Genomic DNA, 13302 nt, shown 5'->3' with positions numbered 1-13302 from the left:
ATCCCGACGAGCTGCGGCTGCTGCGGGCGCTCACCGAGCACAGCCGCATCCCCGACATCGCACAAGCCGCCCGTATCGCTCCCGGTGACGCCAAAGAGCGCATCACGGACCTTGTACTCGCCGCCAGAGCCGGAGATACCACCAACCTCATCGTCCTGGCCCATGCCTGGAACCTGCTCAGCGCCGACCGCAGCACCGTGACCCCGGAAGGAGCGAGCCGGTGAGCACCGCTGGAATGCAGCACGCGCCAGGGCGGCACGCCCCGCTCCGCTCCGCGACCCCCTCCCGTTCCGCGTACGAGATGCGACCGTTGTGCACCGACGCCGTGCGGGCAGAAGCAAGCGCCCTCGTCGAGGACCGCCTCGGCTGGCTCGCACGACGGGGCCTGCCCGCCCCCGCCCGCGGCGACATCCCCGCACTCTTCCGCGACGACGAGCACGAGTCGGCCGGCCTGTTCGAGGACGACATCCTGCTCGGCTGCCTGATCCTCAACCGGCAACCGAACCTCGCGCACTGGGGCACCGCCGGAGCCGGCCCCAGCCTGTTCCTCGACCACGTCCACACGCTCCCCGGGCGCTCGGACGACATCGTCCGGCTGATCACCCTGTGGGCCTCCGACCATGCCGCCCGCCTCGGCCTGCCGCACGTACGCGCCGAGGCCCCGGCCCGGCACGACCTCAGCGTGGACCCCATCGCACGATTCCTCGACCGCCTGAAACACATGGGCTGGGAGATCCGCGGAACGGGGCAATGCACGAACGGCGAGCGGACCGCCCGACTTGAGCTGCGCGCTGAGCACCGCCACGGCCTCACGCACCTCATCCGCTGCACCATCCCCCTTCCTCCGGGCACCGACCGGAGCGCCTCATGACGACCACGGCCCCCCTCCACCCCGACCTCGCCCGCGACCTGCCGGTCCGTGCCAAGCAGACGAAGGAACACTGGGCACGACGGGTCCGCAACGAGCTGAGCGCCGTCCAGCTCGGCCATGGTCGACATGCCGCCCATGGCAACGCCAAGGTTTTACGACGCGCCCTGGCCGATCACAACTGGCCGGGTCACCGTCTCATCGGCCCCGGCGCCTGCCGCGCCGCCTGGCAGCTCGCCCTGCACACCGACGACAAACCCAACTTCCAGCGGATGGCTACCCGTCTACTGCACCGCGCCGCCCAGACCGGTGACGTCCCATCTGGCAGCGGGCTCAAAGGCATCACCCGAGCGGGCGAGACCGGCAACAGCTTCCCGGCTCCCTTGCCGGTGCTTTTGACTGTGTCAGTCCCCGCTGGCCTCACCGACCACGGGGGCATGGCCCTCGCAGTCTACGGGGCGGCGGCACCGTCGGCGTTTCGGCCACCGCCGTTCCGGGCCCGGCCCTTGCGCGGCAAGGGTCGGTGCAACCCGCATGCTCCGGCGCGCGCTCAACCACGGGGTTCCAAGCCCGACTGAAACACATGTGTTCGAAATTCCGGCTGGGTCGTTGAGCGTCACGAGCCAGCCGCGCGACCGTCAAGGGGGACCACGTTGACTTCGGCCAGCACACAAGAACAACCGACTCCCGGCACATCGGATACGAGCACGCCGGACGACGCGAACAGCGCACAGGACGAGGAGTTCCTGTATCGCGACAAGTCTCGACTCCAGGCCGGTGCGCAGATGACGACCAGCACGATGGCACGGCGGCTGCCCGCGCTGGTCCTGCGGTCCCTGGCGATGGCGTGGCGGGTGGACCGCGGCGCCACGGTGGGGCTGCTGGCGTGCCAGGTCAGCACCGGTGTTCTCGCTGCCCTGGGGCTGCTCGCGGTCACGGGGACGATCACTGCGCTGATCTCATCGGGCGACATCACCGAGCGGCTGTGGGAGGCGGCCCCGCAGCTGGCGGTGATCGCCGCGGCCGCCGGTCTGCGTGCCCTGCTGGGGATCACGGTGACGTGGCTGACGGGGCGGCTGCGGCCGGTGCTGGCCCGGGCGGCGGAGCTGACGATGATCGAGGCCGCGCTCGGTGCGGAGCTGGCGGCGAACAACAAGCCCGGCTACAACGACTTCTACGACATCGCCGACCGCGGTGCCCAGGTGACTCCGGACCTTGTCGACGAGGCCCAGGACGTGCTGGCCGCCACGGCGACACTCGCCGCCGGCGCGACCGTTCTCACCGTGCTTCACCCCATTCTCCTGCCTCTGCTCCTCCTGGCGTGTCTGCCGCAGGCCGCGGCGTACGTGCGGGCCGCGCGCGTGGTGTACCTGGCGGGGCTGGAGACCTCGGGGCGGCGCCGGATGCTGCACAAGCTGCGCTGGCACATGGCCTACATGGAGTCCAGCGAGGAGATGCGGGCCTGCCTGGCCGGTCCGTTCCTCATCACCCGGTACCGGCGGCTCGCCGCGTCCGTCAACGCCGCGGAGCGCAAAGCCGCCGACACCGGTGCGTGGATGGGGCTGGCCGGTGCGGTCGCCGGCGGCGTGGCATCGGCCGCGGTGTGGGCCGCGCTGCTCTGGCTCCTGGCCTCCGGTCGTATGGACCTCGCGGCCGGAGGCGGCGCGGTCTTCGCCCTGCAGACGGCGACCGGCTCCGTGCGCGGCATCATCAACGGTGGGGCCCGGCTGGTACGCACCGGATGGTACGTGCAGGACTGGCAGAACTTTCTCGACAACGCCCACGGGCAGGCCATGGCGGCGTCCCGAGGCACCAAGACGCTGACCGAGGCGCCGGAGCGGTTTGAGGTCCGCGATGTCACCTATCGGTACGACGGCGCTCCGCAGGACAGCCTCAGCGAGGTGTCCCTCCAGTTGCGGCGTGGGGAGATCGTGGCGCTGGTCGGGGAGAACGGTTCGGGCAAGTCCACGCTGTCCCGGCTGATCTGCGGTCTGCTGCTGCCCACGTCCGGTGAGGTGGCATGGGACCACACGACGACGGCGGAGACGGAGCCCTGGGAAGCGTGGAAGCATGTCGCTCTGGCCCCGCAGAAGTACACCTACCTGCCGCTGACCCTCCGCGACAACATCACCTTCGGGCAGGGCGACACCAGCGACGCCGCCGTCCTGGCGGCCTGCGAGGCGTCCGGGGCGGCGGACATGCTGCCCAGCCTGCGATCAGGTCTCGACACCCTCCTGACGTCGGAGTGGTACGGAGGCCAGCAGCTGTCCGGGGGGCAGTGGCAGCGTGTCGTGCTCACCAGGGCGTTCCACCGCAAGGCGGCTCTGCTCGTGATGGACGAGCCCACCGCCGCCCTGGACGCGCGCGCAGAGCACCACATCTTCACCGGACTGCGGGAACTGGCCAAGGACCGAGCGATTCTGCTGATCACGCACCGGCTGGCCAACGTCGCCGTGGCGGACAAGATCGTCGTCCTCGACAAAGGACGGATTGTGCAGGAAGGGACGTACGCGCAACTCACCCGCGAACCTGGGCTGTTCAGGTCCCTATGGGAACTTCAACAGCGCGCTGACGGCGAGGCGAGCAGCTACGCATGACCACCAGCGCTGACCGAACGTCTGCGCGCCTCGGCACGGCTCACCGCCCAGTCCGAAAGGCCGCTCCGCAGCCCAGAGGGTCTCATGACCGAACACCCTGTCGAAGCCTGCAATTCGGCCCGTGAGGCGAGGCTCGGTGACAACGCCTGCGCAGGCGCACAGAACCACAACGTGGGAGTGCCCGGGCTTCCCCTACTACCTCCGTTCGCCAAGGAGCCGAATGACGACCGTTACTGCCACCGCCAACTACTGGGAGCCGCTCTGGGCCGGCGGGCGCCGGTACCGGGAAGTCAGCAGCGCCGAGGCCACGCTTCTGGCGGATCATGTCGGGCTCGGCCGCGGACGCCCGGCCCTGGACATCGGCACCGGTGACGGCGCCCTCGCTCGCCATCTCCACCAGCTCGGCTACCGCACCACCGGCATCGACTTCGCGCCCAGCGCCATCGCCGCAGCCCAGAGCATCCGGACCACCCGGCACGGTGACGGACCGACCTGGCGGCTGATGGACTTCATCGCCGACGACCTCATCACCCTGCCGGACCCCGCGTACGCGATCGTCACCTGCCGCCTGGTCTACCGGTGGATGGACGACAAACCGGCCTTCCTCAACCGTGTCCGGCAGGTCCTCGCGCCCGGCGGGACCTTCTGGATCGTCACCGAACTCGCCGGCCGTCGCGAAGACAGCGATCCGCTCAGGCACCTCGGGATCACCGCCGCCGAGGCCGAGACGCTCACCGCAGGCTGGTCCGTCGTCCGGACCGCCGATCTCGACGTGCTGCGCTGCTACGCCCTCTGCCCCTGAACTCGAATTTGGAGCCATCGTGTTGGACATTGAACGGCAGACACTCCTCGCCTGGGACGCCTACGGCACCCACCATCAGGCCCGCGGCACCGAGATCCCCGAGGTCGACCGGCTGGCGTGGGGGTACTGGCCCACCGCGGGCCCCGGCGAGGAGGTCCTCGGCGATCTCACCGGCCGCCGCGTCCTGGACCTCGGTTCCGGGATCGGCAAGTTTCCCGCCTACCTCGCTTACAAGGGCGCTCGCGTCGACGCCGTCGAGGGCGCCCGCGCCCAGCACGAGCGCGCCGTCGCCCGCTACAGCGGACAGGCGGGCCTTCACCTGATCTGCGCCGACGCGGTCGAGTACCTGATCGGGGCGGAGCCGTACGACGTCATCTACTCCATCCATGGCATCCCCTACATCAACCCGCACCGCCTCCTACCCACTGTGGCGAGTGCGCTCAAACCCGGGGGCCGACTCGTCTTCTCCGCTTTGCACACCACCTCCGCCGGCGATGGCCCGTCCACATCCGTCACCGCCCGGCCCGAGACCCTCAACCTCGCCGGAGGCGATCCCCTGACCGTCCAGATGTGGGTGCTCACCCCCACCCTCTGGGAAGACCTCCTCGTCGACCACGGCCTCCTGGTCGACCGGATCGACATCCTTACCGCCCCCGGCAGCGACACCCCCTTGGCGTGCGCACTCATCCAGGCCCGCCGCTCTCCGGCTCCACCCACGCTCTGGTGAACAAGCTGGGCGTGCTGCTGCCGTGTGGCAAGCGGATCTCGTTCCAAATCAGCAGCACAACCGACACCGCACAGCATTGCCCACACCTCGCTGTCTGACTCCTGGCTTCGGGCAGCGGGGTTGAGCGAATACCTCGTCAGAGCGGTCCGTACCTCGAGATCGAAGGAGGGCCTCATGCCCCGCTCCCCCCACTCGTTAGGGCCCGGCCGTATCGTCATCCTCGGCGGTGGCCCGTGCGGGCTGTCGTGCGCGGACGAACTCCGCCGACTCGGTTACGACATGTGGACGCTGGTCGAAGCCGCCCCCGTGCCTGGCGGGCTCGCGGCGTCCGTGGTCGACCCGGCCGGCTTCACCTGGGACATGGGAGGCCACGTCGTCTTCTCGCAGTTCGGAGAGTTCGACCGGCTGCTCGTCGACCTGTTCACCGCCGACGAGCTGCTGCACCACGACCGGTCCTCGTACATCCGCTTCCGCGACCGGTGGGTGCCCTATCCGTTCCAGCAGCACCTGCACTGCCTTCCGGCCGAGGATGCCGAGGCGTGTCTGCAGCACCTCGTCCGCGCCCAGCAGAACGGCCAGGTCCCTTCCGACGAGGCGGACTTCGCCACCTGGCTCCAGGCCATGTACGGATCTGCTCTGGTCGAACGGTTCTTCGCCCCGTACAACACCAAGGTGTGGGCCACTGCTCCCGAGCAGATGGCGTCCTCCTGGGTGGCCGACCGCGTCGCCCCCGTGGACCTAGACAAGATCCTGGCCGCCTTCTCCGGCACGGCGCGGCCTGCCCCGCCGTGGGGCCCCAACGCCACGTTCGCCTTCCCCGCCAGGGGAGGTACCGGGGAGATCTGGCGCCGTCTCGCTGCGCGCCTGGGGGACGGCCTTCGCACCAGCACCCGGGCCGTGGCCGTCGACGAGCGGGCCCGCGCGGTGACACTCCACGACGGCACGAGGATCCGCTACGACCATCTGGTGTCCACCATCCCGCTGGACCAGCTCACCCTCATGACGGCGGGCGCCCCGTACGGTGTGAAGGCCGCGGCACAAAGGCTGCGGCGCACTCAGGTGGCGATGGTCGGCCTGGGCTACCGCACGCCCACCGCAGATGGCCGCTCCTGGCTGTACTTTCCCCAGCCGGATGTGCCGTTCTACCGGGCCACAAACTTCAGCAAGTACGCCCCGGCCAACGTGCCCGGTTCCGACACCGCCACCTTCAGCGCCTGGATGACCGAGACCGCGATGGCTCCGGGGACGCGGCCCGATGCCTCGGAGCTGATCCGCTCCTGCGACCGGGCCCTGCGGCGCCACGGCCTCGTGCCGGAGCACGCCCCGCTGGCCAGTGCGCATATGGAGCTGATCCCCTACGCCTACCCGGTGCCCGCGCTCGACCGCGACGCGGTCCTCTCCCAGATGGTGCCGTGGCTGGAGGACCACGGCATCCACCCGCGCGGCCGGTTCGGGACCTGGCGCTACGAGATCGGGAACATGGACCACGCGGTGAAGATGGGGGTCGACATCGCCCGGTATCTCGTCCACCGCATTCCTGAGCAACTCGCCATCTTTCCGACCCGCGGTGATGCCCGGATCCGACGCGCCGGCTGACCGTGCGGCAGACCCCGCCCAGAGGCGATGGCGCCACCTGCCGCCGTTCCTCCCCCAACACCGCTCCGCTGAGAGGACGTTGCTGTGATCCGAATTAGTAGGCTGCTGGTAGCAGCCTGGGCCGCCCGATCCGTGTACATGACGGCGTCGATGGCGCTCGCGTCGCGCTCCATGCGCCGCGAGGCGCCCGATGCGCCGGATGCGGGCGAGGATGGGCCGGTTCTCACAGTTGTCATCCCCGCCCTGCGGGAGCAGGCGGTCATGCCCCGCTCGCTGGACTGCTTTGCCGAACTGGCCGCCAACTGGCCGGGGTTGCGGGTGGTGGTTGTCACTGCCGTCCGCGAGGCCGCCGAGATACCTGCGGGGCAGGACACCACCGAGGAGTTGTGCCACGAACTCGCCCGCGGACACAACGAGCAGCTGGGCCGGGAGATCTTCCATGTGGTGTCCTATCCGGGGCAGGGGCGGCGCGCCTCACAGCTCAACCACGCCGTCGCATTCCTCGACGAGCTCTTCCCGCCGCAGGGGGACGAGTACGTCGCGGTGTTCGACGCCGATGCCGTGCCCGACGCCCGGCTGCGGGGCCAGTTCGCCAGGGCCGCGGCGCGACGGCCCGCGATGATCCAGCAGCCGATGCTGCCCGCCTTGCCCGCCCGCGCCGCCGGTGGCCGGTCGGCGGTGATGTGCGGGCAGGATCTGGCCACCTTCCGCCGCACCGTCGGCATCGAGTACCGGCGGATCAAGGTCGCCTGCTGGTGCCGTCCGAGCCACCGCCCCCGGTGGGTGGCCGCCCTGGCGCGCCCGATGGTCTACGGGGTGGGCTCCGGGATCATCGTGCGCCGTGACGTGATCGAGAAGGTCGGCTTCTTCCAGGAGCCGCACGATGACCTGGCCGTCGGACACCGCCTGAGCATGGCGGGCGAGCCGATCGATGTGCTGCCGTCGGTGAACATCGTCGAGCCGTACCAGGACACCGCGAGCATGGCGCGGGCGTTCAGCAGTGTCGCCTTCGCGAATGCGGCCACCCGCCACGACTACCGGTTCGCCGCCTCCCGCCCCAGCCGCCTCACCCGCTTCGAGCAGCGGCTGCTGGCCGCCCGGGCGCTCGCCGACGGGGCGGCATGGGCCCTGGGCCCACTCGTCATCGCGGCCGCGGCCGCTCACCTTGTCGCCCGCCGCCGCTTCGCACCCGTGGCCGGGGCTGCCGTGCTGACTGGACTGGTGGAGCCGGCCGTCGCATATCGGCTGCGCGGCCGGCTCCTCGACGCCTTCCACACCCCCGGAACATCCGGCGGCTCGTGGCAGCAGCCGCAGCGGGCCGCGGCGTTCGCCACCTATCCGCTGCAGCCGGCGGTGACCGCGCTCGGCCCCTGGCTGCTGGCCGTGCGGGCGAGCGCGGCCCGCCTTCGCGGCCGGCCGCTGCGGTTCACCAAGACCGAGCACCTGGGCGAGAACGCCCACTGACCACACGGCACACCTATAGGAGGGCAGTCTTTCGTGGGTGATCTCGACATCGGCTGGGCCGTACCCACCGCATTCCCCGACCAGGGGTTAAGCCGCGACGCCATCGACCGGCACCTGGCCGCGGCCCGGGCGGAGATACCGGCCTGGGACGATCCGGAACAGGTCCGGCTCGGCTTCGCCATGGCCGCCCCGCACCCCCTCGCCGTTGAGGTGCTGGGCCGGTGGGCGGCGGTCAACACCAACAACGTCGGCACACACACCCGCTTCGGTGAGGGCAAGAGCGGCACCCGTCGCCTGGAGAAGGAGGCTCTGGCGGCGCTTGCCGACCTGTACCACGGCGGTGCCCTCGACGGGCAGGTGACCAGCGGCGCCAGTGAGGCCACCCTCGCCGCCCTGCGCATCGCCCGGAACCTGCTGTGCGCCGGCGGGCACCAGGTCCGGGTCCTGACCGCGGATCTGTGCCACGCCTCCGTCGCGAAGGCCGCCGAAATCCTCGATGTGGACCTCGTCCGCCTGCCCGTCGGCAGCAGCTGGACGCTCACCCGTCACCAGATCCGCCACGCCGCCGCCGAGGCGATCGCCGACGGCGTCAGCGGGCTCGTCGTGGTGGCCACGGCCGGCTATTACAACAGCGGCCTGTGCGACCCGGTCGACGCCATCGCCGCCGAGCTGCGCGATCTCGCTTTCCAGAACCCCGGGCGCATCCGCTGCTTCCTGCACGTGGATGCCGCTCACGGCGGGTTCGTCTTCCCCTTCACCGACCCCGCCCTGGCCTTCGACTTCCGCAGCCCGGGGGTGCACTCGATGGCCGTCGATCCGCACAAGGCCGGCCTGATGCCGTACGCCTGCGGCGCCCTGTTGCTGCGCAAGGGCCTGATCGAGCACGGCACCCGCATCGACCCGCACACCCGTATCCCCGACGAGACGGTGCTCGGCTCCCGGCCCGGCGCCACCGCAGCCGCCCTGTGGGCCACCCTGCACGCGCTGGGCCGCTCCGGCTACACCGCCACCGCCCACCGCTGCCTGACGCGACGCGACCACCAGCCCACCGAGCGGGTTCCGCCGGAGGGAGCGGCCGCCGTCGTGCGGCACGCGCGCGTGCCCGTCCGCCGGGAACACCACACCGCCGGCCCGCCGCGCACGCGCACCCCTCCGACACCGAACCCCTCGAAAGGGAGTGCAACCCCCCATGAAGGCTTCCCGTCTCGCCGCCACCGCCGCCCTCGCCGGCTCGGCCGTCCTCGCCCTGTCCGTCCCCGCCTTCGCGCACGTCAGCGTGCAGCCGGAGGGCACGGCCGCCAAGGGCGGCTACGCGGTCGTCGACTTCAAGGTCCCCAACGAGCGCGACAACGCCTCCACCACCAAGCTCGAGGTCACCTTCCCGGCCGACCACCCGCTGGCCTCCGTGATGCCGCAGCCGATGACCGGCTGGAAGATCGAGGTCACCAAGTCCAAGCTGGACAAGCCGCTCGAGGTGCACGGCAGGAAGATCTCCGAGGCCGTCACCAAGGTCACCTGGACCGCCGACGGCAAGGGCATCGAGCCCGGCTACTTCCAGAAGTTCCCGGTCTCCATGGGCGCCCTGCCCGAGGACACCGACCAGCTGGTCTTCAAGGCGATCCAGACGTACTCCAACAAGGAGGTCGTGCGCTGGATCGAGGTGCCGCAGAAGGGCCAGGAGGAGCCGGACACCCCGGCGCCGGTCCTGCAGCTGACCGCCGCCTCGGAAGACGGTCACGGACACGGCACGCCGGCCGACGACACCGCCGACGACGCCAAGCCCGCCGCCCAGAGCACCGCCGCCGACACCGCCAAGAGCGGCAACGACACCACCGCCCGCGCCCTCGGCATCGCCGGCATCGTCGTCGGCGCCGCCGGCGTGGCCTACGGCGTACTCGCCGGCCGCAGGCGCACCGCCGCCTGATCCGGCTCATCCGTCACGCGCCCGGGGGTCGTGCGACTCTTGCGTACGACCCCCGGTGCGCGCCGGAGTTCTCACATCTGGGACATTTTGCTATGCGTAACAAGTCATTGCGTAACAAGACGTTCGCGGCGGCCGCACTGCTCGCCGCCGCGACGATGACCCTCTCCGCCTGCGGCAGCGGCGACGACGGCAGGAAGCCCGTCGCCGTCGTCTCCGAGGACACCTCACGGAAGGCCGCGACCGTTCTCGACAAGCCGTTCGAGAAGCCCGACCTGGTCCTCACCGACACCCACGGCAAGAAGTACGACCTCCGCAAGGAGACCGCCGGCCATCCCACACTGGTCTACTTCGGCTACACCCACTGCCCCGACGTCTGCCCGCTGACGATGAACAACATCGCGGTCGCCATGAAGGACCTGCCCAAGGCCGAGCAGGACAAGCTGCGCGTGGTGTTCGTCACCACCGACCCGGCCCGCGACACCCCGGCCGAGCTCGGCAAGTGGCTGAAGATGATCAACCCGGAGTTCATCGGTCTGACCGGCGACTTCGCCACCATCCAGGCCGGCGCACGCACCCTCGGCATCTCCGTCGAACCGACCGCCAAGGACAAGAACGGCAAGCTCGTCTCGTACCACGGCACCCAGGTCGTCGCCTTCTCCCCGAAGACCGACGGCGGATACGTCCTGTACGGAGAGGACACCACCGTCGACGACTACACCAAGGACCTCCCCAGGATCGTCAAGGGTGAGACCCCGTGAGGCGTCCCGCACCGGTGGCCGCCCTCATGGCCGCCGCCCTGGCAGGAACGGTCCTGCTCACCGGCTGCGGCGGCTCCTCCGGATCCGGCGGCGCGGAAGCCGAGCTGTCCGTCCACTCCGCCTACATCCCCCAGCCCGTCTCGGACTCGATGGCGGCCGGCTTCCTGACCATCGAGAACAAGGGCGGCGCCGCCGACAAGCTCACCTCGGTCACCAGCGCCGACGCGGGCGAGGTCACCGTGCACCGGACCGTCGGCGGAGCGATGCAGGAGGCCGGCCCCCTCACCGTCCCCGCCCACGGACGACTGGTACTCGAAAGCGGCGGTGACCACCTGATGTTCGACAAGCTGAAGCACAGGCTCCGGCAGGGCCGGACGGTCACCGTCGAGCTGCACTTCGCGAAATCCGGCGGCCTCGAGGTCGAGATGCCGGTGAAGGCGGCCACGTACAACCCCACGACCGGACACTGAGGGAGGAACCACCTTGTCGCAGACCATCACCCCCCGCGTCCGGAACCTGGTGCTGCTGCTCCTGGCCGCCACCGGGCTGCTGCTCGCCGGCGCCGCCCCGGCCTCCGCGCACGCCGCGCTGACCGGCAGCGATCCCCAGCAGGGGGTGGTGGTCGACAAGGCACCCGGCCAGGTGTCGCTGACCTTCTCCGAGCAGGTCGCCCTGAACGACGACTCGCTGCGCGTGCTCGATCCCCAGGGCAACCGCGTCGACGCCGGGAAACCCGCCAACGTCACCGGGACGACGTACGCCGTGCAGCTGCGCGGCGGTCTGCCGGACGGCACCTACACCGTCGTCTACCAGGTGGTCTCGGCCGACAGCCACCCCGTCGGCGGCGCCTACACCTTCTCCGTCGGCGCCCCCTCCAAGACCTCCGCCGCGGTCGGCGGCCAGAACGTGGGCGGCGGAGCCGTCGGCGTGCTCTACGGGTTCGGGCGGTACGTGTCGTACGCCGGCTTCGTCGCCCTGGTCGGCGGCGCCGCCTTCGTCCTGGCCTGCTGGCAGCGCGGCTCGGGAGTGCGGGCCGTACAGCGGCTCGTCGTCTCCGGCTGGGTCGCCCTCACCGCGGCCACGCTCGCCCTGCTGCTCCTGCGCGGCTCCTACACCACCACCGGGAAGGCCGGGGACATCTTCGACCTGACCCTCCTCGGACAGGTCCTCCAGACCAAGATGGGCGCCGCCCTCGTCTCCCGGCTGCTGCTGCTCGCCGCGGCGGCCCTGTTCGTCGCGGTGCTCTTCGGGGCGCACGAGAAGCGGGACGACCGGGACGACGAGGAGAAACGCGACCTGACCTTCGGGCTCGCGATCGGCGGGACCGTGGTCGCCGCCGGGCTCGCGGCCAGCTGGGCCATGGCCGAGCACGCCTCGACCGGCCTCCAGACGGGCATCGCGATGCCCGTCGACGTCCTCCATCTGCTCGCCGTGGCCACCTGGCTCGGCGGACTCGTCACCCTCCTGGTCGCGCTGTACGGGACCCCCGGGCAGACCCCGGTCGAGACCGCGGCCGTACGCCGCTTCTCCCGCCTCGCCTTCGGCTCCGTCCTCGTCCTGGTGGCCACCGGTACCTACCAGTCCTGGCGCCAGGCCGGATCCTGGCCGGCGCTCACCGGCACCCGCTACGGGCAACTGCTCCTGGTCAAGATCGGCCTGGTGGTGCTGCTGGTCGGCATCGCCTCGATCTCCCGCCGCTGGACGGGACGGCTGGCGGAGACGGTGGCCGCGAAGGCGGCGGTCATGACGCGCACCACGGTCCCGGAGGCCACGGGCGGGAAAACCGGCGCGGACGCGACGGCGGAGGCCGACGGCGAGTCCGGAGGCGGAGGGAAGTCCGGGCCTGACGACGAGCCCGGGACCGGCGAGGAGTCCGGGTCCGACGGCGGGTCCGGGTCCGGCGAGAAGGCGGAAGCCGGTGGCAGGGCGGTGAACGACGAGACTCCCCAGCGGGCCGCCCAGCTCGCCCGGCAGCGGGCCGCCATGGACACCGCACGGCGCAAGCGGCTGCGGGACGCCGACCCGGGCCGCCTGGGACTGCGCCGGTCCGTACTGACGGAGGCCGCTGTCGCCGTCGTACTGCTCGCCGTCACCACCGTGCTGACCCAGACCGAGCCGGGACGCACCGAAGTGGAGGCCAAGGCCGCCACCTCGTCCTCGTCCTCGCCCTCGTCCTCGTCGGAAGGCGCGGTCACCCTCGACATGCCCTTCGACACCGGCGGACGGAACGGCAAGGGCCTCGTACGGCTCGACATCGACCCCGCGCGCGTGGGCGGCAACGACCTGCACGTCTACGTACAGCGCACCGACGGGCGCCCCTACGACATCCCCGAGGTCAAGATCGCCCTCGCACTCGCCGCCAAGAAGCTCGGGCCGCTGCCGGTGGCCCCCGACCGCATCACCACCGGACACTGGGCCGCGAGCGGAGTACAGATTCCCATGGCCGGCGACTGGCAGATCGAGGTGACCGTGCGGACCTCCGACATCGACCAGGTGACCGTCGCCAAGAACGCGCAGATCGGCTGAACCCCACCATGACCGACCAGTCCACCCCGGAGGCCACCTC

Annotated in this window: 11 protein-coding genes and 2 pseudogenes; all 13 read left to right on the top strand. The window is 70.9% G+C overall.

All coding sequences use genetic code 11. From position 1 onward, the window contains the following. Positions 1-224, top strand: a pseudogene (locus C1I97_RS39950) (DNA-binding protein); the annotation flags it as partial. Next, the gene (locus tag C1I97_RS17590; protein WP_309147805.1) at positions 221-871 is read left to right on the top strand and encodes a hypothetical protein; all 651 of its coding nucleotides are present in this window, start codon (positions 221-223) and stop codon (positions 869-871) included. The pseudogene C1I97_RS39950 and the gene C1I97_RS17590, both read left to right, overlap by 4 nt. After that, positions 868-1446, top strand: coding sequence for a hypothetical protein (locus C1I97_RS39280; protein ID WP_146608233.1), 579 nt, complete (start codon positions 868-870; stop codon positions 1444-1446). Before C1I97_RS17590 ends, C1I97_RS39280 begins: the two co-directional genes overlap by 4 nt. A gap of 75 nt (positions 1447-1521) precedes the next feature. Beyond that, positions 1522-3465: an ATP-binding cassette domain-containing protein gene (locus tag C1I97_RS17585; protein WP_111004171.1), complete on the top strand. Its 1944-nt coding sequence runs from the start codon at positions 1522-1524 to the stop codon at positions 3463-3465. A 220-nt stretch (positions 3466-3685) separates the two neighbouring features. Continuing rightward, entirely contained in the window at positions 3686-4267 is a 582-nt protein-coding gene (locus C1I97_RS17580) for a class I SAM-dependent methyltransferase (protein ID WP_111004170.1), read from the top strand. A gap of 19 nt (positions 4268-4286) precedes the next feature. Further along, positions 4287-4994 carry a class I SAM-dependent methyltransferase gene (locus tag C1I97_RS17575; protein ID WP_111004169.1) on the top strand — a complete coding sequence of 236 codons (708 nt, stop codon included), beginning with the start codon at positions 4287-4289 and terminating at the stop codon, positions 4992-4994. Between the two features lie 174 nt (positions 4995-5168). Further along, positions 5169-6590: a protoporphyrinogen/coproporphyrinogen oxidase gene (locus C1I97_RS17570; RefSeq protein WP_369008361.1), complete on the top strand. Its 1422-nt coding sequence runs from the start codon at positions 5169-5171 to the stop codon at positions 6588-6590. Between the two features lie 150 nt (positions 6591-6740). After that, a complete protein-coding gene (locus C1I97_RS17565; RefSeq protein WP_181446771.1) occupies positions 6741-8054 on the top strand; it encodes a glycosyltransferase family 2 protein in 1314 nt (437 codons plus the stop codon). Between the two features lie 180 nt (positions 8055-8234). Next, positions 8235-9020: pseudogene (locus tag C1I97_RS42725) on the top strand (pyridoxal-dependent decarboxylase); the annotation flags it as partial. A 223-nt stretch (positions 9021-9243) separates the two neighbouring features. Beyond that, positions 9244-9978, top strand: a complete 735-nt coding sequence (locus C1I97_RS17555; RefSeq protein WP_111004166.1) for a YcnI family copper-binding membrane protein — start codon at positions 9244-9246, stop codon at positions 9976-9978. A gap of 107 nt (positions 9979-10085) precedes the next feature. Further along, positions 10086-10736 (top strand): SCO family protein, encoded by a 651-nt coding sequence (locus C1I97_RS17550; protein WP_111004172.1) that lies wholly within the window; start codon positions 10086-10088, stop codon positions 10734-10736. 26 nt (positions 10737-10762) lie between these two features. Next, complete coding sequence (locus C1I97_RS17545; RefSeq protein ID WP_181446772.1) at positions 10763-11206, top strand: copper chaperone PCu(A)C; 444 nt, start codon at positions 10763-10765, stop codon at positions 11204-11206. Positions 11207-11219: 13 nt separating this feature from the next. Continuing rightward, the gene (locus C1I97_RS17540) at positions 11220-13262 is read left to right on the top strand and encodes a copper resistance CopC/CopD family protein (protein ID WP_111004164.1); all 2043 of its coding nucleotides are present in this window, start codon (positions 11220-11222) and stop codon (positions 13260-13262) included. Positions 13263-13302 lie beyond the last annotated feature (40 nt).

The sequence above is a fragment of the Streptomyces sp. NTH33 genome, from assembly GCF_003236365.1.
Taxonomy (GTDB): Bacteria; Actinomycetota; Actinomycetes; order Streptomycetales; family Streptomycetaceae; genus Streptomyces.
The sequence above is the reverse complement of the archived record's forward strand: the minus strand, read 5'-3'. Positions and strand labels throughout refer to the sequence as shown.

Coding starts and splice junctions, on each gene's coding strand:
- C1I97_RS39280 (WP_146608233.1), top strand. CDS start 868: ATGACGACCACGGCCCCCCTCCACCCCGACCTCGCCCGCGACCTGCCG.
- C1I97_RS17580 (WP_111004170.1), top strand. CDS start 3,686: ATGACGACCGTTACTGCCACCGCCAACTACTGGGAGCCGCTCTGGGCC.
- C1I97_RS17570 (WP_369008361.1), top strand. CDS start 5,169: ATGCCCCGCTCCCCCCACTCGTTAGGGCCCGGCCGTATCGTCATCCTC.
- C1I97_RS17565 (WP_181446771.1), top strand. CDS start 6,741: ATGGCGCTCGCGTCGCGCTCCATGCGCCGCGAGGCGCCCGATGCGCCG.
- C1I97_RS17555 (WP_111004166.1), top strand. CDS start 9,244: ATGAAGGCTTCCCGTCTCGCCGCCACCGCCGCCCTCGCCGGCTCGGCC.
- C1I97_RS17545 (WP_181446772.1), top strand. CDS start 10,763: ATGGCCGCCGCCCTGGCAGGAACGGTCCTGCTCACCGGCTGCGGCGGC.